Raw genomic sequence first — 18,343 nt, 5'->3', positions numbered from 1 at the left:
CGATCCCGCGCGCGTCCGAGCCCCGCCATGTGGCCTGACGATTCCGCTGATGTCGATCCGCAACACCTGGGAAAATCAAACGGGAACGCCGCGCCGCGATTCTCGCGCCTCAACGGGCAAGCGGCGCTGTTCGCGCGATAATCATTCGTGAAAACAACGCCTTATTGGCCATCGGGCGGATGTGTCACGCCTGAAAGATAAGGTCAGACCAATATGTCAGGCCTGTTGACGCGCGGGCCGTTTTGAGAAAAGGGTATTTGGTAGCGCTACCAAATCGATCGGCGCCAAGAAGCAAAACGGTTCGTCGCCAGGCGGACCTCCATTAGGGGATCACAATGCAAAAGCAGGCTTTGGTCTTGCGTCTGCGCGCCGCGTTGCTGGGCGCCACGATGCTGTCGGGGCTGGTCGCCGCCGAGGCTCACGCCCAAACCGCGCCCGCCGCCTCCAACGGCGACGCCGTCGAGGAAGTCATCGTCACCGGCTACCGCAAGAGCCTGGCGCAATCGACGGTCGCCAAGCGCGAGGCCACCAGCTTCGCCGACTCGATCTTCGCCGAGGACATCGGCAAGTTCCCCGACTCCAACATCGCCGAGTCCTTCAACCGCATCCCCGGCATCACCATCACCCGCGACATCACGGGCGAGGGCACGAACGTCGCCATCCGCGGCCTGGGCAGCAACTTCACCAACGTGACGCTGAACGGCGCCTCGATCGCCGTGGCCTCGTCGGGCGCGACCGACGCGCAGGGCACCGACCGCTCGGTCGATCTGTCGTTCTTCCCGACCGATCTCTTCACCAAGCTGACGGTCAACAAGAGCTACTCGGCCGACCTGCTGGAAGGCGGCGCGGCGGGCAATATCGACATGCGCTCGGCGCGTCCGTTCGACCGCCCCGGCCAGCACATCACCTACAGCCTGCAAGGGGTGAAGCCCAGCGGCGCCGACCTGGGCGGCAAGGGTTCGCTGATCCTCAGCAAGACCTGGGACACCTTCGGCGTGCTGTTCGGGGTTTCGGGCCAGCGCCTGCACACCGACACGCGCGGCTATGAGACGATCGGCTTCACCAACCCGAACCTGTCGGCCGCCCAGTGCGGGGCGACCAGCGGCTGCAATCCCACGGGCGGCGGCAACTGGACGATCCCGTCGACCGTGCCGGTCGGCGCGGGCGCCGGCCTGGTGGCTGGCACGACGATCGACCAGGCCTTCCTGCTGTCCAAGAACCCCGGCGCGACGATCCAGCAGATCGACAACGGCCTGCTGCCGCGCCTGGGCCGTCCCTCGGCCGAGTTCGGCACGCGCGATCGGATCAATCTGGTCGGCAGCGTCGAATGGCGTCCGACCGAGAACCTGAGCTTCTATCTCGACGGGATGTACGGCTACAAGAACAACGATCTTCAGCGCGAGGACATGGCCTGGATCGTCCGCAACGGCGCGGCGATCCCGCTGAACACCAAGTACGACAAGACCGACTGCTCGGCCGGCTGCACGGTCACCCAAGGTACCTACGCCAACTCGCAGTTCTTCCTGGAATACCGTCCCTATCTCGAAAAGACCGAGCTGTGGGGCGTCAATCCGGGCGGCGAATGGCGCATCAATGACAAGCTGAAGGTCGAGGGCCAGGTCAACTACGCCAAGAGCACCTTCCACCGCGAAAGCCCGACGTTCGGTCCGGTCACCGCGCTGGGGCAGGGGACGACGGTCGACTACACCTACAATCCGACCGGCATCCCGACGATCAAGAGCAGCGTCGACCTGAACAACCCCGCCAACTTCGTGTGGACCGGCGGCCGGTTGAACATGCAGGACGAGAAGCGCTGGTACGAGACCAAGGGCGCGCGCGGTTCGGTCACCTGGGGCGACGAGAAGCTGAACCTGAAGTTCGGCGGCAACTATGACGACGTCTCGCGCACCATCCGCGGCTATGACAACAGCCAGGCTTGGCAGAACGCGACCTGCGGCGACAATCCGAACATCTACCTGCCGGCCCCCAACGGCCAGCCGCCCTGCCAGGGCCTGAACCAGCCGGGCGCCGCGCCGGCCGGTTACCCGACCTATCCGGGCTATGGCACGGGCTACACGGCCGGCCAGACCACGCCGCTGACCTATGGCGGCTCGCTGATCCCGACCGCCAACCTGGCCAGCTTCCTGAAGCCCGGCCCGGCCGGCTTCGTCACGGTCGACTGGGACGCGGTCAAGAAGGCCACCAATTACGACAAGTTCCACGACAACACGCCCGAAACCGGCGGTTCCAACACCGGCGCCAGCGGCGGCTATATCAACGAGAAGAACGCCGCGGCCTATACCGAGGTGAACGGCGTCACCCAGGTGCTGGACAACGACCTGCGCTTCAATGTCGGCGTCCGCTATGTCCACACCAAGCAGACGATCGGCGGCCGGGTCTCGGTGGCCGACCCGCGCAACACGCCGGCCAGCGGTCAGCTGCCGGACGGCGCCCGCTATCCGAACCTCGTCAACTTCGTCTATGTCGAGAACACCTATTCGAAGTGGCTGCCGGCCGCGAACATCGCCTATGACGTCAGCGAGCACGCCGTGGCCCGCGCGGCGGTGTCGGAGACCATGACCCGTCCCGACCCGGCCGCCCAGCTGCCGGGCGTCAGCTTCAGCGCCCCGTCGGCCGACCAGGCCACGATCGGCAACTCGGCCCTGAAGCCGTATTTCTCGAAGAACATCGACCTGGGCTTCGAGTTCTATACCGGCCAGGAAGGCGTGATCGCGGTCAACGCGTTCCGCAAGTCGATCACCGGCTTCACGACCAACAACGTCGTGACCCAGCCGTTCTCGTATCTGGCCCAGTACGGCATCACCTACGACACCCTGAACGACACCCAGAAGACGGCGATCAATTCGCGCGGCGGTCCGAACAGCGCTCAGGTGCAGATCCAGTCGCAGATCAACGTGCCCAACAAGCTGACGATCAACGGCCTGGAATTCCAGTGGGTGCAGCCGCTGGACTTCCTGACCCGCCGCTTCGGCGTCGAGGGCCTGGGCGTCAACGCCAACGCCACGATCGTCGACCAGACCAGCGATGGTCCGGCCATCGCCTATGGCGTGGCCAAGTACACCTACAACCTGACCGGCTACTACGAGCACCACGGCGTCAGCCTGCGCCTGACCCAGACCTTCCGTCAGGGCTCGCAGTCCAGCGGCGCCAACCAGAACGGCATCGGCTCGGCGGCGCTGTTCACCGACGACTACAAGCAGGTCGACTTCTCCTCCAGCTTCGACCTGGAGAAGCTGTTCGGCCTGAGGAACCTGCCGCAGGTGACGTTCAACGCCATCAACCTGACCAACGCGGCGCAGCGCTCGTACTTCCAGTACAGCAACGCCACGTTCACCTACTACAAGCCCGGCCGCGAGTTCCTGCTGGGCGTGCGGGCGACGTTCTAAACCCTCGCCCGCCGGTCCGCGCGCCTGGACCGGCGGGCGAGCCTCCCGGTTTTTGCGCGCGGACGGTTCTCCTCCCAGCCGCGCGAATGTCTCGGCGCGCTCCTTCTCGGAGCGCGCCGTTTTTTCGTTTCGGGAGGGAGCGTGGACAATCTGTCGCAACCGTTCGCGGCGGCTTCGGCGTCCAGGGCTGGCGGGGCGTTAAGGATTTCACGCTTAAGCTCCCAGGCGTGCAAGGAGCACTCCCCATGACCTCAGCCGCCGACCCGAAGATCGCCCTTTCCCTCCCGACCCGCGACGCGTTCCGTCTGGGCGAGACCCTGCTGCACATGGCGCTGTCGGCCGCTATTCCCGTGAGCGCGATCCTGTTCGTGGTCCTGACGCTCTGAAGGCGAACAGGCCCTCCACCGGTCTAGATCTCGCCGCGACCGCGCAGGCGGGCGATCCTGGGCAGGGCGTCGTCGGCCTCGCCGACCGCCTGATCCAGATGGACCAGAAGCCGCGCCGCGCCGAACACGACGAACCACGCCACGGCCAGAAGCCGCAGCACGTCGCCGTGGGCCGGAAACCGCGAGCCCAGGCCCAGCAGCGCGACGAAACCGCCGAGGCCTAGAACCATCAGCGCGACCAGCAAACGGCTATGGCGGCGAGGTGGGCGCATGGCGGCGGCTCCGGCTTTGACGAGACGGCCCCCCATATCCCTTCCGCCCGTAAGCGCGCCGTGTGGAAGCGGTCGTTCCGTATAAAGACGGCGTAAGGGGCGCGAGGCATAAGGATGTCCTTATGTCCCATCCGGTGATAGGCTCGCGCCCATGACCACGATCACCACCGTCGGCGTCGACGCCGACGACACGCTCTGGCACTGCGAGAGCAAGTTCCGCCTCTCCCACGCCCGCTTCGTGGACCTGCTGTCCGACCACGGCGAGGCCGAGAAGATCGAGGCCCAGCTGGTCGCCGTCGAGAAGCGCAACCTGCGGGTCTATGGCTACGGGGCCAAGGGCTTCACCCTGTCGATGATCGAGACGGCGCTGGAGGTCACCGACGGGGCCGTCGACACCCGCGTGATCCGCGAGATCCTGGCCGTCGGCCGCGAGATGCTGACCGAACCGATCGAGCCGCTGCCGGGCGTCGAGACGGCCCTGGCCGCGCTGTCGGAGCGCTATCGCCTGGTCCTCGTCACCAAGGGCGACCTGCTGCACCAGGAGCAGAAACTGGCCTCGTCGGGCCTGGGCGACTATTTCGTGGCCGTCGAGATCGTGTCCGAGAAGGACGCCGACACCTATCGCCGGGTCTTCGATCGCCACGGCACGGGGGCGGGCCAGGCGGTGATGGCCGGCAACTCGATGAGGTCCGACATCCTGCCAGCCCTCGAAGCCGGCTGCTGGGGCGCCCTGATCCCATACCCGCTGGTCTGGGCCCACGAAGCGGCCGAGGCCCCGGTCGGCCACGCGCGCTATGCCGAGCTGGCGAATATCGGCGAGCTGCCGGCTTGGGTGGATCAAGTATCCCTCTCTCTTTGAGAGAGGGAGGGACCCGCCGCGCAGCGGTGGGAGGGTGAGAGGTTACGCCGGTTGACGGCGTGCCGGCGCTCCATCGAACGCCGTAATTTCTCACCCCAACCCTCTCTCCAAGAGAGAGGGAGCTCGCTCAGTGCTTCCCCCACGTCGCCAGCCGATCCCGCGCCGGGCGCTCGAACAGCACCAGCGACGCATAGGCGATCGGGAACAGCAGGATCACCCACAGCAGGCACCACAGCCGCATGGCGTCGCCGGTCAGGCCCCAGGCGCCGAGGCCCACCCAGTTCAGCGCGATCTTCAGCGCCAGCGGGTGCAGCAGATAGAGGCTGAAGGACAGCTGCGCCCAGGGCGCCAGGGCCTGGCTGACCCCTCCCTGAACGCCGCGCGCGTCGGCCGCGACCCCGGCCAGGCCCACGGCGTAGACGAGAAACAGCAGGGCCGTGCGCGGGACGTGGAACGCGCCGGCGACCGCGAAGGCCGCCAGCAGCCCCCACATCGCGACGCGGGCCAGCGGCAGTCGCGCCAGCGCGCCCCTGACCTGGAACGCCCACATGCCCAACAGGAAGCCCGGAACCGCGCGGGCGACGCCGAAGTCGTAGGTCCACTGCGAGAAGGTCTCGCCGGTCCGCGAGATCCACAGCAGCAGGACGAGGCTTCCAAACGCCGCGGCGGCGGTGATCCAGGGGCCTCTGGCGGTGATCACGAACAGCGGGGGCAGGGCGACGTACAGGCCCATTTCGGCGCTGATCGCCCAGCTGACGAAGTTCCAGGTCTGGGCCTTGCAGGTCCCCCAGGCGTGGATGAACAGGATGTTCTGGGGGATGCAGGTCACGTCATAGCGCGACGGGTCGCGCTCGTTGATCACGCCCGTCCAGCCCAGCGCCGCGATGACCACGAACGCCAGCAGGGTCGCCCAGTGCAGCGGCCCCAGCCGCGCGATCCGCTTCTGGAGAAAGTCGCGATACCGGCTCCAACTGGTCAGCCGCCCGGCATAGATCGCGGCCATCACGTAGCCCGAGATCAGGAAGAACAGGTCGACGATCAGCGAGTAGGCCTTGATCGCGTCGTCGGCGACCCGCCAGCGCCCGTCCAGGTCGATGAAGCGGTTGAAGTGAAACACCACGATCATCACCGCCCCGACGATGCGCAGGGCGTCGAGATGCAGCATCTGGTCGGAGTCGGGCTTGAGCGGCGGGAACTTCGGCATGGCGGAGTGGTGGCATGGGACGGCGCGGGCGTCACCTCTCCTCCCCCTCTTGGGGGAGGGGGACCGCCGAAGGCGGTGGAGGGGGCCTGCGCAGGCGCCACGCGACGTGGCGCTGGACCCCTCCGTCTCGCTGCGTATTCGCATCGAGCCACCTCCCCTAGCAGGGAGAAGGGGAGCCCGCGCGGCGTCGGGGCTACCTAAATCGCCACCCGCTTGGCGATCGTGTCGCGCCGCGCCTTGGTTTCCTGTTTCGCCCGTTGCACGGCCTCGGTCTCGGTCGCGTGCAGAAGGTGGTCGATGACCCGTTCGAGGTGGTCGCGCATGGCCAGGCGGGCGGCGGCGGGATCGCGGGCCTTCAGCGCCTCGACCACGCGGCGGTGCTCGGCGATGCGGGGCTCAAGGCCCAGGCCCCGCGCGCGGGCCAGGATGTTCCGCGCCAGCGGCGAGCGGTTGCGCCAGTCCCACAGGTTCTCGATCGTGGCGATGATCGCGCCGTTGCCGGTGGCGCGGGCGATGGTCAGGTGGAACTCGCGGTCGGCGTCCTCGCCCCGGATCTCCTCCTCGTCGTGCATCTTGCGGAGCAGGTCCTCCAGCGCGGCGATCTGTTCGTCGCCGATCGAGGTGGCGGCCAGGGCGGCGGCCTCGCCCTCGAACAGGCGGCGGGCCTCGATCAGCTCGAAGGCCCCTATCTCGAAGTCGATCTCGGCGCTGGGGACGACGGGGCGAGCGGTGGCGGTGACATAGATGCCCAGGCCGTGGCGCGCCTCGATCATGCCCAGCATCTCCAGCGCGATCATCGCCTCGCGCAGGGTGGGGCGGGAGACGCCGAAGTGCTCGGCCAGTTCCCGCTCGGTCGGCAGGCGGTCGCCGATCGCGTACTGTCCGGACTCGATGGACCCGGCCACGGCGTCGGCGATCTTGCGGTAGAGCTTGACGGTGTCTGACATGGTCGGCGGAGAACTGAGACGCTGGCTTGGGTGGCGGTTGGCGACCTTTACCACGAGCCCCGCGCCGGCCGGTCTGTTTTCTCGCGGGTCTTGGCCAAGAGGTCAGACCGCGTCGCCGCTGGATCCCCTGAATTTCGAGCCCGGCAACGTCGATGTACCGGTACCATAAAGGTTGTCAACGACGTGGTCAGACCTCTAAGACTAGCCGTGACGACCTTCGGGGCGACCGCGAAGCCGGCGCCGCCGAGGGTCCGCAAGTCAAGAAGCCGATCCTCCCGACCAAGGCCGGGACCCGGATCGAGGGCGGTGGTACAGCGCGCTGGATCCCGTCTTCGCCCCGGACGATCGGACATGAAGCGGGAGTGAAACGGATGCGTCTGCTGGCCCTGATCCTCGGCTTAGCGCTCGTCGTCGCCCCGGCCGCCCGGGCCGAGGACGGCTATGACCTGTGGCTGCGCTACAAGCCGGTCGAGGCCTCGGTCCGCGCGGCCTACGCCGCCCGCGCCGCCGCCATCGCGCCCACCCGCGACACCCCGACGATGAAGGTCGCCCGGGCCGAGCTGGAGCGCGGTCTCACCGGCCTGGTCGGCAAGCCCGCCAGCGCCGCCGCCGGCTCGCGCGACGGGGTGATCCTGCTGAAGGCCGATAGCGCCGACACGGCCCTGGGCGACGAAGGCTACCGGATCCGCACCCTGACCGTGAACGGCAGGACGACCACGGTGATCGCCGCCAACCGCGACGTCGGCGTGCTCTACGGCGTGTTCCGCTATCTCTCCCTGATCCAGACCCGCCAGAGCGTGGACAAGCTGGACATCGCGTCCGCGCCCAAGGTGAAGCTGCGGATGCTGAACCACTGGGACAATCTGAACCGCACGGTCGAGCGCGGCTATGCCGGCCAGTCGATCTTCGACTGGTGGCGGCTGCCCGGCCACGTCGATCCCCGGCTCGTCGACTACGCCCGCGCCAACGCCTCGATCGGGATCAACGGCGCGGTGCTGAACAACGTCAACGCCAAGGCCGACAGCCTGACCGCGCCCTATATCGCCAAGGCCGCCGCCGTGGCCGACACGCTGCGGCCCTACGGGATCAAGGTCTATCTGTCGGCCCGATGGTCGGCGCCGATCGAGATCGGCGGGCTGAAGTCCGCCGACCCGCTGGACCCCGCCGTGGCGGCGTTCTGGAAGGCCAAGGCCGACGAGCTCTACAAGGCCATTCCCGACTTCGGCGGCTTCCTGGTGAAGGCCAATTCCGAGGGCCAACCGGGACCGCAGGACTACGGCCGCACCCATGTCGACGGGGCCAACATGCTGGCCGACGCGGTCGGACCGCACGGCGGCGTCGTGATCTGGCGGGCCTTCGTCTATTCGCACCAGCAGCCCGACGACCGCGCCAAGCAGGGCTATTCGGAGTTCAAGCCGTTCGACGGCCAGTTCCGCGACAACGTGGTCATCCAGGTCAAGAACGGCGCCATCGACTTCCAGCCGCGCGAGCCGTTCCACCCGCTGTTCGGCGCCATGCCCAAGTCGAACCTCGGCATGGAGTTCCAGATCACCAAGGAATACCTCGGGTTCTCGACCCACCTCGTCTATCTGGGGCCGCTCTACGAGGAGACCCTGAAGTCGGACACCATGGCCGAAGGCAAGGGCTCGACCGTGGCCAAGGTGGTCGACGGACAGCTGGACGGGCGCAAGCTGACGGTGATGGCGGGCGTGGCCAATATCGGCAGCGACCGCAACTGGTCGGGCTCGCAGTTCGACCAGGCCAACTGGTACGTCTTCGGCCGGCTGGCCTGGGATCCGGAGGCCTCGTCGCGAGCAATCGCCGAGGACTGGACGCGGATGACCTTCGGCAACGACCCGCGCCTGGTGAAGCCGGTGGTCGCGATGATGATGGGCTCGCGCGAGGCGGCGGTCGACTACATGACCCCGTTGGGCCTGCACCACCAGATGGGCCGCGACGGCCACTACGGCCCCGGCCCCTGGGTCAGCGGCGGCCCGCGCGCGGACTGGACCAGCGTCTACTACGCCAAGGCCGGGCCGGACGGCGTCGGCTTCGACCGCACCCCGACCGGCAGCAACGCCACCGCCCAGTACGCCCCGGCCGTCGGCGCCTGCTTCGCCGACCTCAAGTGTGTCGACGAGAAGAACCTGCTGTGGTTCCACCACCTGCCCTGGGACTACCGGCTGAAGTCGGGCGACACCCTGTGGGACGGGATGGTCAGGCGCTACTCGGCCGGCGTGGCCTATGTGGACGGTATGAACCGGACCTGGGCGACGCTGGCGCCCTATGTCGACGCTCGCCGCCACGCCGAGGTCGCCGACTATCTGAAGATCCAGCGCGACGAAGCCCAGTGGTGGCGCGACGCCTCGATCGCCTGGTTCCAGACCTTCTCCAAGCGTCCGCTGCCGCCCGGCGAAAAGCCGCCGGCCAAGTCGCTGGAATACTACGAGAGTCTCGTGTTCCCGTTCGCGCCGGGCCAGGGCGGCTAGGCGATGCCAGCACGCCGCTCGCGGCCGGGCGACCGGGGAGGGCGGAGGCCTCCCCGGCGCCGGGGCCTATTTGGCCATCACGTTCATGACCGCCAGGGTCATGGCCTCGACGCCGGTGCGGATGCTGGGCTCGGGGACCGGCGCGAAATAGGGCGAGTGGTTGACCGGCAGGACCTTGCCCTCGGCCTTGGCCTTGGCGATCACCGCCGGATCGTAGCCGCCGATGCTGAAATAGACGGACGGCACGCCGGCGATGATGAATTCCGAATAGTCCTCCGAGGCCGAGCCGGGCTGGGGCGTCAGGACGGCGCGCGCCCCGAAGGCGGTCTTGAACACCGCCGCCGTGCGGTCGGTCAGGGCCTGGTCGTTGATCACCGCCTTGCCCCCGGGGGTGATGGTCAGGTCCGCCGGCGGGGCGCCGGCCATCTCGGTGACGCCTTTGACGGTGCGCTCGACCCCGGCCAGGATCTTGTCGCGGACGGCGGCGTCCTGGGTGCGGATCGTGCCGCGCACCTTGGCCTTGTCCGGAATGATGTTGCCCGCGCTGCCGGCCTGGATCGAGCCGACGGTGACGACGCCGAACGCGGCCGGGTCCTTCTCGCGGCTGATCACGCTCTGGACGTCCACGGTGAAGCGGGCCGCCATCATCACCGGGTCGATCGAGGCGGCCGGCATCGAGCCGTGCGCGCCGCGTCCGTTGAAGGTCACGTCCAGGGCGTCCGAGGTCGAGGTCAGGACGCCAGGCTTGTAATAGACCTCGCCGGCCGCGCCCGGGCCGACGTGCAGGGCGAAGCCGTAGTCGGGCTTGCCGAACCGGTCGATGAAGCCGTCCGCCAGCATGGCCTTGGCGCCGCTGACCGTCTCTTCCGAGGGCTGGGCCACGAAGACCAGCGTGCCCTTCCACTGGGCCTTGCGGGCGACCATCTGGCGGGCCGTCCCGATCCAGGCGGCCATGTGGATGTCGTGGCCGCACGAATGGTCGACGAAGACCTTCTCGCCGTTCCACATCGCCGTCGCCGTGCTGGCATAGGGCAAGCCGGTCTTTTCCTGCATCGGCAGGGCGTCCAGCTCGGTGCGGATCAGCACCTTGGGGCCGTCGCCGTTCTTCAGCACGGCCACGACGCCGGTCTTGCCGACGCCCTCGGTGACGGTGAAGCCCAGGGCCCGCATCTGGGCGGCCAGCTTCTTGGCCGTCTCCACCTCCTGGAAGCCCAGCTCCGGATGGCTGTGGATGTCCTTGTACAGCGCGTCGAGCGCCGGATAGTCGTGGTCCAGCTGGGCGTCGATCGCCGTCTTGGTCGCCAGGACGTTCAGCGGCGCGCCGAGGGCCGAGGTGGCCAGGGCCGCCAGGGCCGCGGTGACGATGAGGGTCTTCTTCATGGGCCTTCCCCGAATTGCGCTGTCTTGCAAGGCTCGTTCCCGGACGGGAACAGCGTCTCTTCTCTACGACGCGCCAGCGGCGGACTTCCGCACCCCCTGGCGCACCCCCGGGCGCGCCTTTTCGCGCGTCGCGCGCGGCGGTCAGGCCGGCTTGTTCAGCAGCCGTCGCACCACGAACTCCAGCATCTCGACGGTCACCGGACGGCCGGTGGCCTGGTTGTTCAGGGCCAGGCCGCTGATTACGTCGATGATCAGGTCGGGGTCGATGTCGGCGGCGATCTCGCCGCGCGCCATGGCTCGCTCGACGACCGAGCGGTTATAGGCCCGCCGGCGCGGGAAGTCGTGGCGGTGGCGGTCCACCAGTTCGGGCCGCACCCGGCTCTCGGCCATCAGAAAGCTCATGCACGGCCCCATGACCGGGTCGCCATAGAGCGACAGGATGGCCTGGCCCAGGATCACCAGGTCCTTCACCACGTCGCCAGTGTCGGGCAGCTCGGGAAAGTGGAACGCGTCGTCGAAGGCCTCGGCGACCGCCTCGATCGGCGTCGCCCAGCGGCGGTAGAAGGTGGCGCGCGGGGCGCCGGCCCGTTCGCAGATCCGCTCCAGGGTCAGGCCGGAAAAGCCGTGCTCGGCCAGGGTCTCCAGCGCCGCGCGCTTCATCCGCCGCTCGACCTCGGGATCGCGGGGGCGGCCGGGGCCGCGTTTGACGGGCGCTTGGGCTTCGGTGGTCAAGGGTCCTCCTGGCGTTCCTCGGGCCGGAACCATAGTCGGATCGCGCCCCCGCCGTCACCTCGCGTCTCGACCAGCGTTCACAGGAGTTCGACATGATCGGCGTCATCCTGGCCGCGGCCCTCGCCGCCGCGCCCAACACCGCCCGCTTCAGCCACTTCGTCTACAGCGGCTCGGACCCCTCGGACGTCGTCAAGGCCGCGCCGGGGCAGTACCGCAATCCGATCCTGCAGGGCTTCCACCCCGATCCGTCGATCACCCGGGCGGGCAAGGACTACTATCTGGTCAACTCGACCTTCGCCTGGTTCCCCGGCCTGCCGATCTATCACTCGACCGACCTCGTCCACTGGACGCAGATCGGCAACGCGCTGGACCGGCCGGGGATGCTGGACTTCAAGCGCCTGGGCCTGTCGCGCGCCGTGTTCGCCCCGGCGATCACCTATCACGACGGGCTGTTCTACATCCTCAACACCTGCGTCGACTGCGGCGGCAACTTCCTGATCACCGCCAAGGACCCCAAGGGGCCATGGTCGGACCCGGTATGGCTGCCCGAGGTGGGCGGCATCGACAGCTCGATCTTCTTCGACGACGACGGCAAGGCCTGGATCGTCAACAACGACGAGCCGCCGGAAAAGGCCGAGTATCCCGGCCACCGCGCCATCTGGATCCAGGAGTACGACCTCCAGGCCAGGAAGACGGTCGGCCCGCGTTCGGTGCTGCTGGACAAGGGCGTCAATCCGGCCGCCAAGCCGATCTGGCCCGAGGGGCCGCACATCCTCAAGAAGGACGGCTGGTACTATCTGATCGCCGCCGAGGGCGGCACGGCCGAGGGCCACAGCCAGGTCGTGCTGCGCGCCAAGGCGGTGACCGGGCCATACGTTCCGTATGCTGATAATCCGATCCTGACCCAGCGCGACCTGCCCAGGGACCGCCCCCTGCCGATCACCTCGGCCGGTCACGCCGACCTGGTCGACACGCCCGACGGCCAGTGGTGGGCGACCTTCCTGGCCGTGCGGCCGTATGGCGACGACCTCTACAACACCGGCCGCGAGACGTTCCTGCTGCCGGTCGACTGGAAGGACGGCTGGCCGGTGATCCTGCCGAGGGGCCAGGCCATCCCCTACGTCCACGCCGCGCCGAAGCCGCCGGCGATGAAGGCGGCGCCGAACGCGGGCCCGTTCACGGCGGCAGAGACCTTCGCCGGGCCCGAGCTGCCGAAGGGCTGGATGACCATGCGCATCCCGACCGAACGCTGGTGGTCGGTGAAGGGCGGGGCGCTGACCGTGCGGGCGCGGGCGGCCAGGATCGGCGACCACGACCAGCCGTCGGTCTGGGCGCGCCGCCAGCAGCACATGAACGCCAGCGTCTCGACCACCGTGCGCTTCACGCCCCGCGCCGACGGCGACAAGGCGGGGCTGGTGGCCGTGCAGAACGACGACTTCTACTGGTTCGTCGGTCTGGTCCGCGACGGCGGCAAGACCTGGGCGCGGGTCGAGAAGCGGGCCGGCAAGGGCGATCCTGTCGATGGCGTCGTGGTGGCTCAAAAGCCGGTTTCCCTCAAATCCGGCCAGTCTCTGGACCTGCGCATCCGCATCCGGGGCGGCAAGGCCGACTTCGCCTACGCCGCCGCGCCCGGCCGCTGGGAAACCCTGGCGGCCGACGCCGACGCCACGACCCTGTCGACCAAGGTCGCCGGCGGCTTCGTCGGGACCATGCTGGGCGTCTACGCCCACGGGGCGGAGCGGTAGAGCCTGTCTCGTTTGGGTGGCGCCATCCAAACCCCTAGACAGGCTCTATCTTCAAAGGTTCAGAGCCCCTTTAGACCAGCAACGACGCCGCGTTGCCCAGGTTGTGCATCAGCACGGGCAATAGGATGCTGCCGGTGCGCAGGCGCAGCCAGACGGCGATCAGGGACGGGCCGGCGGTCAGGGCGAAGGCGAGCGGCTCGAAGGAAACCTCGCCGCGCGAGATCCCGAAGGCGTGGGCCAGGCCGAACAGGGCGCACGACAGGGCCGCGCCCCAGCTCCAGTCGACGCCCAGGAAACGCGCGCGGCCGATGAAGGCGCGGTCCAGGGCCAGCAGCAGGATCCCGCGGTAGAAGGCCTCTTCTTCAAGGCCCGGCATGGTCAGTTGAAAGGCCAGGGTCTCGGCGGTCACCGGCGCGTTGGGGAGCGCCAAAGCCAAGCCGACGAACAGCAGGCCGTAGAGCCCGGCGACGATCAGCGGCGCCTTCAGATCGGCCTGGCGCAAGGTCAGGCCGCTGGCGCGCCAGCCGAAGGCGGGCAGGGCGGCGACCGCCAGGGTGACGAGCAAGGCGGTCAGCTTGCCTTGCCAGTTCCAATGGCCGTGGATCAGGTCGGGAACCAGGCGATAAAAGCGGGTCAGTAGGGCGTCGTTCAGCAGCACGAGGCCCGCCGCCACGAAGAGCCAGCGGAACGAGACGCCGCCCCGTCCCGTCAAAGCGGCGATCGCCCCGCCCGCCGCCAGAAGGAGCGCGATGATCGCGCCAATGGTGAAAATGCCGTCCATGAAGTCGCCTCGAAGCTGGGATGGAGGCTTGGCCATAGGCCGCGCCGCCATGGCCCGCTTCTCAGAAGACGACGGAGCGTTCCTCAGGACTCGGCGCGGCGCGGAAGGCGCTGGGCGGCTGGCCTTCCACGGCCTGGAACGCGCGGTTGAACGAGGCCAGCGAGGAAAAGCCGCTGTCCAGGGCGATGGCGATCAGCTTGTCGCCGGCCCGCGCCGGATCGGCCAGCAGGCGCTTGGCTTCAGCTACCCGGCGGGCGTTGAGGAAGGCGCGGAAATGATCGTGGCCCAGGCGGTGGTTGATCAGCTGGCGCACGGTTCGCTCGGGGGCGCCCATCCGGCGGGCGAAGTCGGCGAAGGTCAGGTCGGGCTCGAGGTGGACCTTCTCGATCTCGACCAGCGTCCGCAGGCGTTCGGTCAGGCGGGCCTCACCGCCTTGCGCCGGCGGGATGGCGGGCGCGGCGGCGGACGCCGGGACGGGAACGGGCAGCAGGCGCAGGGCCAGCCAGGCGGAGAACGCCAGCAAGACGGTGTTCTGGAGGATGGTGAAGCCGCGCGGGTTCCAGTCCATCCCCATCACCAGATCGACCAGGAAGTCGGCGCCGAGCTGGCCGGCCAGCAGCACCACCACCAGCACCCGCGCCCGCCGACGCTCGTCGACCAGGTCGCCCGAGTGGTCGCGAACCAAGAGCCAGAACAGATAGCCGATCATGGCCAGACCAAGCGCGATCAGGATCCAGGACAGACCCCGGCTCTCTAGGGCGGGGCCCAGCAGGCCGCGATCGGCGCTGGCGACCGCCAGCCACAGCAAGCCCGCCGCCAACACGGCGCCGCGCGGTCGGAATGTCGGATCGAAGCTCGCCAGGCAGAACCACCACAGAAAGACGGCGGCGTAGCCGGCGATCAGCGCGCTGGCGTGGCCCAGCACTCCGCCCAGTCGCAGCGCGGCGTCGGGCGTGTTGCCCGCCAGGAACCCGGCCAGACACAGGGCCATGGGCGCGAAATAGGCCGCCAGCCGCCGCGTGCGCGGATCCCGCGCCAGCAACGCCGCCAGAGACAACAGAAGCGTGGCCCCCGCGACTCGCGTGATCACGTCTAGCTGGCTGAGGTCCATGGAGCTCCGGTGGGCGGCCTGGGCGCTGTGCCTAGCATGAATCGCGCGCGGGTCGGAGCGTTAGGGGGGAGAAGAGATGCTCCCGCGTCGCGAGGGAGGAGCTCTCCGTGGGTTCGTCCAGGTCGGTTCCCTTCCACCTCCCCAAATTTCGCCGCGAAGTTCCGCTCAAGGATCGCTACGGTGTCGCTCACTGACGCCGCTTCGAGCTCTGGAACCTCTACATGCGCTTTGCTTCCCTGGCCTTCGCCGCCGTTCTCGCCGCCGCCGGCGCGGCTCACGCCCAGCAGGCCTCGCCGCCGCCGCAGCTGAACGCCGCGCCGTCGCCCGCCGCCGTGGCCGGCAAGGCGTTCATGGAGAAGAACGCGACGGCCCCGGGCGTCGTGCGCCTGCCGTCGGGCCTGCAGTACAAGGTCGTGGCCAGCGGTCCTAAGGACGGCGTCTCGCCCAAGGTCGGCGACATCATCAAGGTGCACTACGAGGGCAAGCTGCTGGACGGCAAGGTGTTCGACAGCAGCTTCGAGCGGGGCAAGGCGGCGATCATGCCGCTGGACGGCCTGGTGCAGGCCTGGATGGAGGCCCTGCCCAAGATGAAGGTCGGCGACGAGTGGGTGCTCTATGTCCCGCCGGAGCTGGGCTATGGCGACCAGGACAACGGCCCGATTCCCGGCGGCAGCGTGATGGTCTTCCGGCTGAAGCTGCTGGGCGTGCTGCCGGTCGACTAGACGCTCGCCCCCTTCGCCCTCAAATGGGGGAAAAGGTGTGGATGGGGGTGACACGGCGGTTCTGCCGCCGCGGCCCTGGTCACCCCCACCCAACCCTCCCCCATCGAGGGGGAGGGCTCATTTCGGGTCCTGCCCAGTTCGCGCGCATCCGGACGATCCCGGCGCCGATAAATCGGAGCTTTGCCGCCGTGTTCGCCGCCGGCTCCGCCTCGCCCTCTCGCTGTCGCCGCCCGCCCTGCTAGCCCTTTCGGGGAGATCAGCGGGGAAGGGCATTCCATGGAGTCGGGCATCGCCGCGCCGACGCGGCGTCAGCTGCTGTCGGCCATCGCCAGGGTCGGGGGCACGGCGGCGCTGTATGGCGCCATGACCAGCCTGGGCCACGCGGCCGAGACCCAGTTCCACGGCCCGCCGAACCTGCAAGGCGCGCGGCCGGGGGCCTCGGTGATCGTGCTGGGCGCCGGTCTGGCCGGGATGCTGGCGGCCTATGAGCTGACCAAGGCCGGCTACAAGGTGCGGATCCTGGAGTTCCAGAATCGGGCCGGCGGCCGCAACTGGTCGCTGCGCGGCGGCGACACCTATACGGAGCTGGGCGGGGCGACGCAGAAGGTCGGCTTCGCGGCCGGCAACTATCTCAATCCCGGCCCGTGGCGGATCCCGCATCACCACCGGACCCTGCTGCACTACTGCAAGGCCTTCGGCGTGGCGCTGGAGCCGTTCATCCAGTTCAACCACTCCGGCTGGGTCCACTCGTCCGAGGCCTTCGGCGGCAAGCCGGTGCGCTTCAACGCCGCCGCCGCCGACTTCGAGGGCAATATCGCCGAGCTGCTGGCCAAGTCGATCAACGCCAAGGCCCTGGACGAGGCGGTCACCCAGGAGGACCGCGACAAGCTGCTGGAGGCCCTGAAGGGCTGGGGCATGTTGGACAAGGACTACAAGTACGCGGCCGGCCTGAAGGCCTCGTCGCACCGGGGCTACGAGCGGCCGCCGGGCGGCGGCGTCAACGGCGCGCCGATCCCGTCCAAGGACCTCTACGCCCTGCACGACGTTCTGGACCCGCAGGTCTGGACCTCGATGGCCTTCTTCATGGGCCACGAGATGCAGACGACCATGTTCCAGCCGGTGGGCGGCATGGACATGATCGGCAAGGCCTTCGCCCGCCAGGTCGCGGACCTGATCACTTACGGCGCCAAGGTCAGCAAGATCGCCCAGGACGACAAGGGCGTCACCGTGACCTACGCCGATGTCGCCACGGGCAAGGTCGCCGACGCCAAGGCCGACTGGTGCGTCTGCACGATCCCGCTGGGCATCCTGGGGCAGCTCGATGTGCAAGTGAGCGACGAGATGATGGCCGCCATCAAGGCCGTGCCCTATTCGGGCCAGGTCAAGATCGGCCTGGAGATGAAGCGCCGCTTCTGGGAGGAGGACGACTTCATCTATGGCGGCCACAGTTTCACCGACCAGGAGATCGGCCTGATCTCCTATCCGAACAATAACTTCTTCAAGGACGGTCCGGCGGTGCTGCTGGGCGCCTTCGCCCGCGACCTGGGGGCCTATCGCCTGAGCGGCCTGACGCCCGAACAACGGATCGAGGCGGCCTTGGCGCAGGGCTCGGTGATCCACCCGGGCAGCTACCGCAAGGAATTCGTCACCGGCGCCTCGGTGGCCTGGAGCCGGGTGCCCTGGACGCTGGGCTGCTGCGCCCGCTGGAGCGACGAGGTCCGCGCCCAGCACTACCAGACCCTGGTCGGCATGGACCGCCGCATCGTCCTGGCGGGCGAGCACGCCTCCTATGTCGGCTGCTGGATGGAGGGCGCGCTGCTGTCGTCCATCGACGCGATCACCCGTCTGCACAAGCGCGCGCTGGAGGCCTGAGCATGAGGAAGAGGGTTCTTGTCGCCGTGCTGGCGCTGGCGGCCTTTCCGGCGGCGGCTCAGGACTCGGCCGGCGGCGTGGTGCGCGCGCCAAAGCCGGTCACCGGCGAGCAGGTCTACGCCCAGGTCTGCCAGGCGTGCCACATGGCCGACGCCAAGGGGGCGACGGGCGCGGGGACGATCCCCGCCCTGGCCAGTAATCCCCGGCTGGCCGGCGCGGCCTATCCGATCACCATCGTCACGGGCGGCAAGGGGGCGATGCCGGGCTTCGCCGGGATGCTCAGCAACGCCCAGATCGCCGAGGCGATCACCTATGTGCGGACCCACTTCGGCAACAGCTACGCCAAGCCGGTGACCGAGGCGGACGTGGCCAAGTTCGGCAAGGCGCCGAGCGCCGGGGGGCATTGAGAGAGGCGACTATTTTCTCCTCCCCTCTT

The 18,343-nt window shown here is 68.6% G+C and carries 15 protein-coding genes; 8 read left to right on the top strand and 7 right to left on the bottom strand.

What is annotated here, in order from left to right:
- The first annotated feature begins 335 nt into the window (after window positions 1-335).
- Window positions 336-3,407 carry a TonB-dependent receptor gene (locus tag OR37_RS16775; protein ID WP_004622521.1) on the top strand — a complete coding sequence of 1,024 codons (3,072 nt, stop codon included), beginning with the start codon at window positions 336-338 and terminating at the stop codon, window positions 3,405-3,407.
- Between the two features lie 245 nt (window positions 3,408-3,652).
- Window positions 3,653-3,793 (top strand): hypothetical protein, encoded by a 141-nt coding sequence (locus OR37_RS21880; RefSeq protein WP_004622520.1) that lies wholly within the window; start codon window positions 3,653-3,655, stop codon window positions 3,791-3,793.
- Between the two features lie 23 nt (window positions 3,794-3,816).
- Here OR37_RS21880 and OR37_RS16765 read toward each other — a convergent pair whose 3' ends face one another.
- Window positions 3,817-4,065 carry a hypothetical protein gene (locus tag OR37_RS16765; RefSeq protein WP_004622519.1) on the bottom strand — a complete coding sequence of 83 codons (249 nt, stop codon included), beginning with the start codon at window positions 4,063-4,065 and terminating at the stop codon, window positions 3,817-3,819.
- Between the two features lie 151 nt (window positions 4,066-4,216).
- On the opposite strand from OR37_RS16765, the gene OR37_RS16760 reads away from it, so the two are divergent.
- A complete protein-coding gene (locus OR37_RS16760; RefSeq protein ID WP_004622518.1) occupies window positions 4,217-4,924 on the top strand; it encodes an HAD family hydrolase in 708 nt (235 codons plus the stop codon).
- A 127-nt stretch (window positions 4,925-5,051) separates the two neighbouring features.
- Here OR37_RS16760 and OR37_RS16755 read toward each other — a convergent pair whose 3' ends face one another.
- Window positions 5,052-6,128, bottom strand: a complete 1,077-nt coding sequence (locus tag OR37_RS16755; RefSeq protein WP_035017618.1) for an acyltransferase family protein — start codon at window positions 6,126-6,128, stop codon at window positions 5,052-5,054.
- 197 nt (window positions 6,129-6,325) lie between these two features.
- A complete protein-coding gene (locus OR37_RS16750) occupies window positions 6,326-7,075 on the bottom strand; it encodes a FadR/GntR family transcriptional regulator (protein ID WP_004622516.1) in 750 nt (249 codons plus the stop codon).
- Window positions 7,076-7,446: 371 nt separating this feature from the next.
- Between OR37_RS16750 and OR37_RS16745 the strand changes: the two genes are divergently transcribed.
- Window positions 7,447-9,564 carry an alpha-glucuronidase family glycosyl hydrolase gene (locus tag OR37_RS16745; protein ID WP_004622515.1) on the top strand — a complete coding sequence of 706 codons (2,118 nt, stop codon included), beginning with the start codon at window positions 7,447-7,449 and terminating at the stop codon, window positions 9,562-9,564.
- 66 nt (window positions 9,565-9,630) lie between these two features.
- Here OR37_RS16745 and OR37_RS16740 read toward each other — a convergent pair whose 3' ends face one another.
- Together OR37_RS16740 and OR37_RS16735 are read right to left on the bottom strand one after the other, a co-directional pair.
- The gene (locus tag OR37_RS16740) at window positions 9,631-10,944 is read right to left on the bottom strand and encodes an amidohydrolase (RefSeq protein WP_004622514.1); all 1,314 of its coding nucleotides are present in this window, start codon (window positions 10,942-10,944) and stop codon (window positions 9,631-9,633) included.
- A 141-nt stretch (window positions 10,945-11,085) separates the two neighbouring features.
- Window positions 11,086-11,676, bottom strand: a complete 591-nt coding sequence (locus OR37_RS16735; RefSeq protein ID WP_004622511.1) for a TetR/AcrR family transcriptional regulator — start codon at window positions 11,674-11,676, stop codon at window positions 11,086-11,088.
- 92 nt (window positions 11,677-11,768) lie between these two features.
- Between OR37_RS16735 and OR37_RS16730 the strand changes: the two genes are divergently transcribed.
- A complete protein-coding gene (locus OR37_RS16730) occupies window positions 11,769-13,421 on the top strand; it encodes a glycoside hydrolase family 43 protein (RefSeq protein WP_004622509.1) in 1,653 nt (550 codons plus the stop codon).
- Between the two features lie 70 nt (window positions 13,422-13,491).
- Here OR37_RS16730 and OR37_RS16725 read toward each other — a convergent pair whose 3' ends face one another.
- Both OR37_RS16725 and OR37_RS16720 read right to left on the bottom strand, forming a co-directional pair.
- Complete coding sequence (locus tag OR37_RS16725) at window positions 13,492-14,202, bottom strand: CPBP family intramembrane glutamic endopeptidase, BDIM_20840 family (RefSeq protein WP_004622508.1); 711 nt, start codon at window positions 14,200-14,202, stop codon at window positions 13,492-13,494.
- 61 nt (window positions 14,203-14,263) lie between these two features.
- Window positions 14,264-15,313 carry an AraC family transcriptional regulator gene (locus tag OR37_RS16720; RefSeq protein WP_004622506.1) on the bottom strand — a complete coding sequence of 350 codons (1,050 nt, stop codon included), beginning with the start codon at window positions 15,311-15,313 and terminating at the stop codon, window positions 14,264-14,266.
- A gap of 221 nt (window positions 15,314-15,534) precedes the next feature.
- Between OR37_RS16720 and OR37_RS16715 the strand changes: the two genes are divergently transcribed.
- The 3 genes from OR37_RS16715 (at window position 15,535) to OR37_RS16705 (ending at window position 18,314) form a co-directional block, all read left to right on the top strand.
- Window positions 15,535-16,035 (top strand): FKBP-type peptidyl-prolyl cis-trans isomerase, encoded by a 501-nt coding sequence (locus OR37_RS16715; protein WP_004622504.1) that lies wholly within the window; start codon window positions 15,535-15,537, stop codon window positions 16,033-16,035.
- Window positions 16,036-16,311: 276 nt separating this feature from the next.
- Window positions 16,312-17,907, top strand: coding sequence for a flavin monoamine oxidase family protein (locus OR37_RS16710; RefSeq protein WP_004622502.1), 1,596 nt, complete (start codon window positions 16,312-16,314; stop codon window positions 17,905-17,907).
- A 2-nt stretch (window positions 17,908-17,909) separates the two neighbouring features.
- Entirely contained in the window at window positions 17,910-18,314 is a 405-nt protein-coding gene (locus tag OR37_RS16705) for a c-type cytochrome (RefSeq protein WP_004622500.1), read from the top strand.
- The last annotated feature ends 29 nt before the right edge of the window (window positions 18,315-18,343 follow it).

It is taken from the genome of Caulobacter vibrioides OR37 (assembly GCF_000372645.1).
GTDB classification, from domain to species: domain Bacteria; phylum Pseudomonadota; class Alphaproteobacteria; order Caulobacterales; family Caulobacteraceae; genus Caulobacter; species Caulobacter vibrioides_E.
The sequence above is the reverse complement of the archived record's forward strand: the minus strand, read 5'-3'. Positions and strand labels throughout refer to the sequence as shown.

Coding starts and splice junctions, on each gene's coding strand:
- OR37_RS16725 (WP_004622508.1), bottom strand. CDS start 14,202: ATGGACGGCATTTTCACCATTGGCGCGATCATCGCGCTCCTTCTGGCG.
- OR37_RS16745 (WP_004622515.1), top strand. CDS start 7,447: ATGCGTCTGCTGGCCCTGATCCTCGGCTTAGCGCTCGTCGTCGCCCCG.
- OR37_RS16775 (WP_004622521.1), top strand. CDS start 336: ATGCAAAAGCAGGCTTTGGTCTTGCGTCTGCGCGCCGCGTTGCTGGGC.
- OR37_RS21880 (WP_004622520.1), top strand. CDS start 3,653: ATGACCTCAGCCGCCGACCCGAAGATCGCCCTTTCCCTCCCGACCCGC.
- OR37_RS16760 (WP_004622518.1), top strand. CDS start 4,217: ATGACCACGATCACCACCGTCGGCGTCGACGCCGACGACACGCTCTGG.
- OR37_RS16710 (WP_004622502.1), top strand. CDS start 16,312: ATGGAGTCGGGCATCGCCGCGCCGACGCGGCGTCAGCTGCTGTCGGCC.
- OR37_RS16705 (WP_004622500.1), top strand. CDS start 17,910: ATGAGGAAGAGGGTTCTTGTCGCCGTGCTGGCGCTGGCGGCCTTTCCG.
- OR37_RS16755 (WP_035017618.1), bottom strand. CDS start 6,128: ATGCCGAAGTTCCCGCCGCTCAAGCCCGACTCCGACCAGATGCTGCAT.
- OR37_RS16720 (WP_004622506.1), bottom strand. CDS start 15,313: ATGGACCTCAGCCAGCTAGACGTGATCACGCGAGTCGCGGGGGCCACG.
- OR37_RS16740 (WP_004622514.1), bottom strand. CDS start 10,944: ATGAAGAAGACCCTCATCGTCACCGCGGCCCTGGCGGCCCTGGCCACC.
- OR37_RS16765 (WP_004622519.1), bottom strand. CDS start 4,065: ATGCGCCCACCTCGCCGCCATAGCCGTTTGCTGGTCGCGCTGATGGTT.
- OR37_RS16750 (WP_004622516.1), bottom strand. CDS start 7,075: ATGTCAGACACCGTCAAGCTCTACCGCAAGATCGCCGACGCCGTGGCC.
- OR37_RS16730 (WP_004622509.1), top strand. CDS start 11,769: ATGATCGGCGTCATCCTGGCCGCGGCCCTCGCCGCCGCGCCCAACACC.
- OR37_RS16715 (WP_004622504.1), top strand. CDS start 15,535: ATGCGCTTTGCTTCCCTGGCCTTCGCCGCCGTTCTCGCCGCCGCCGGC.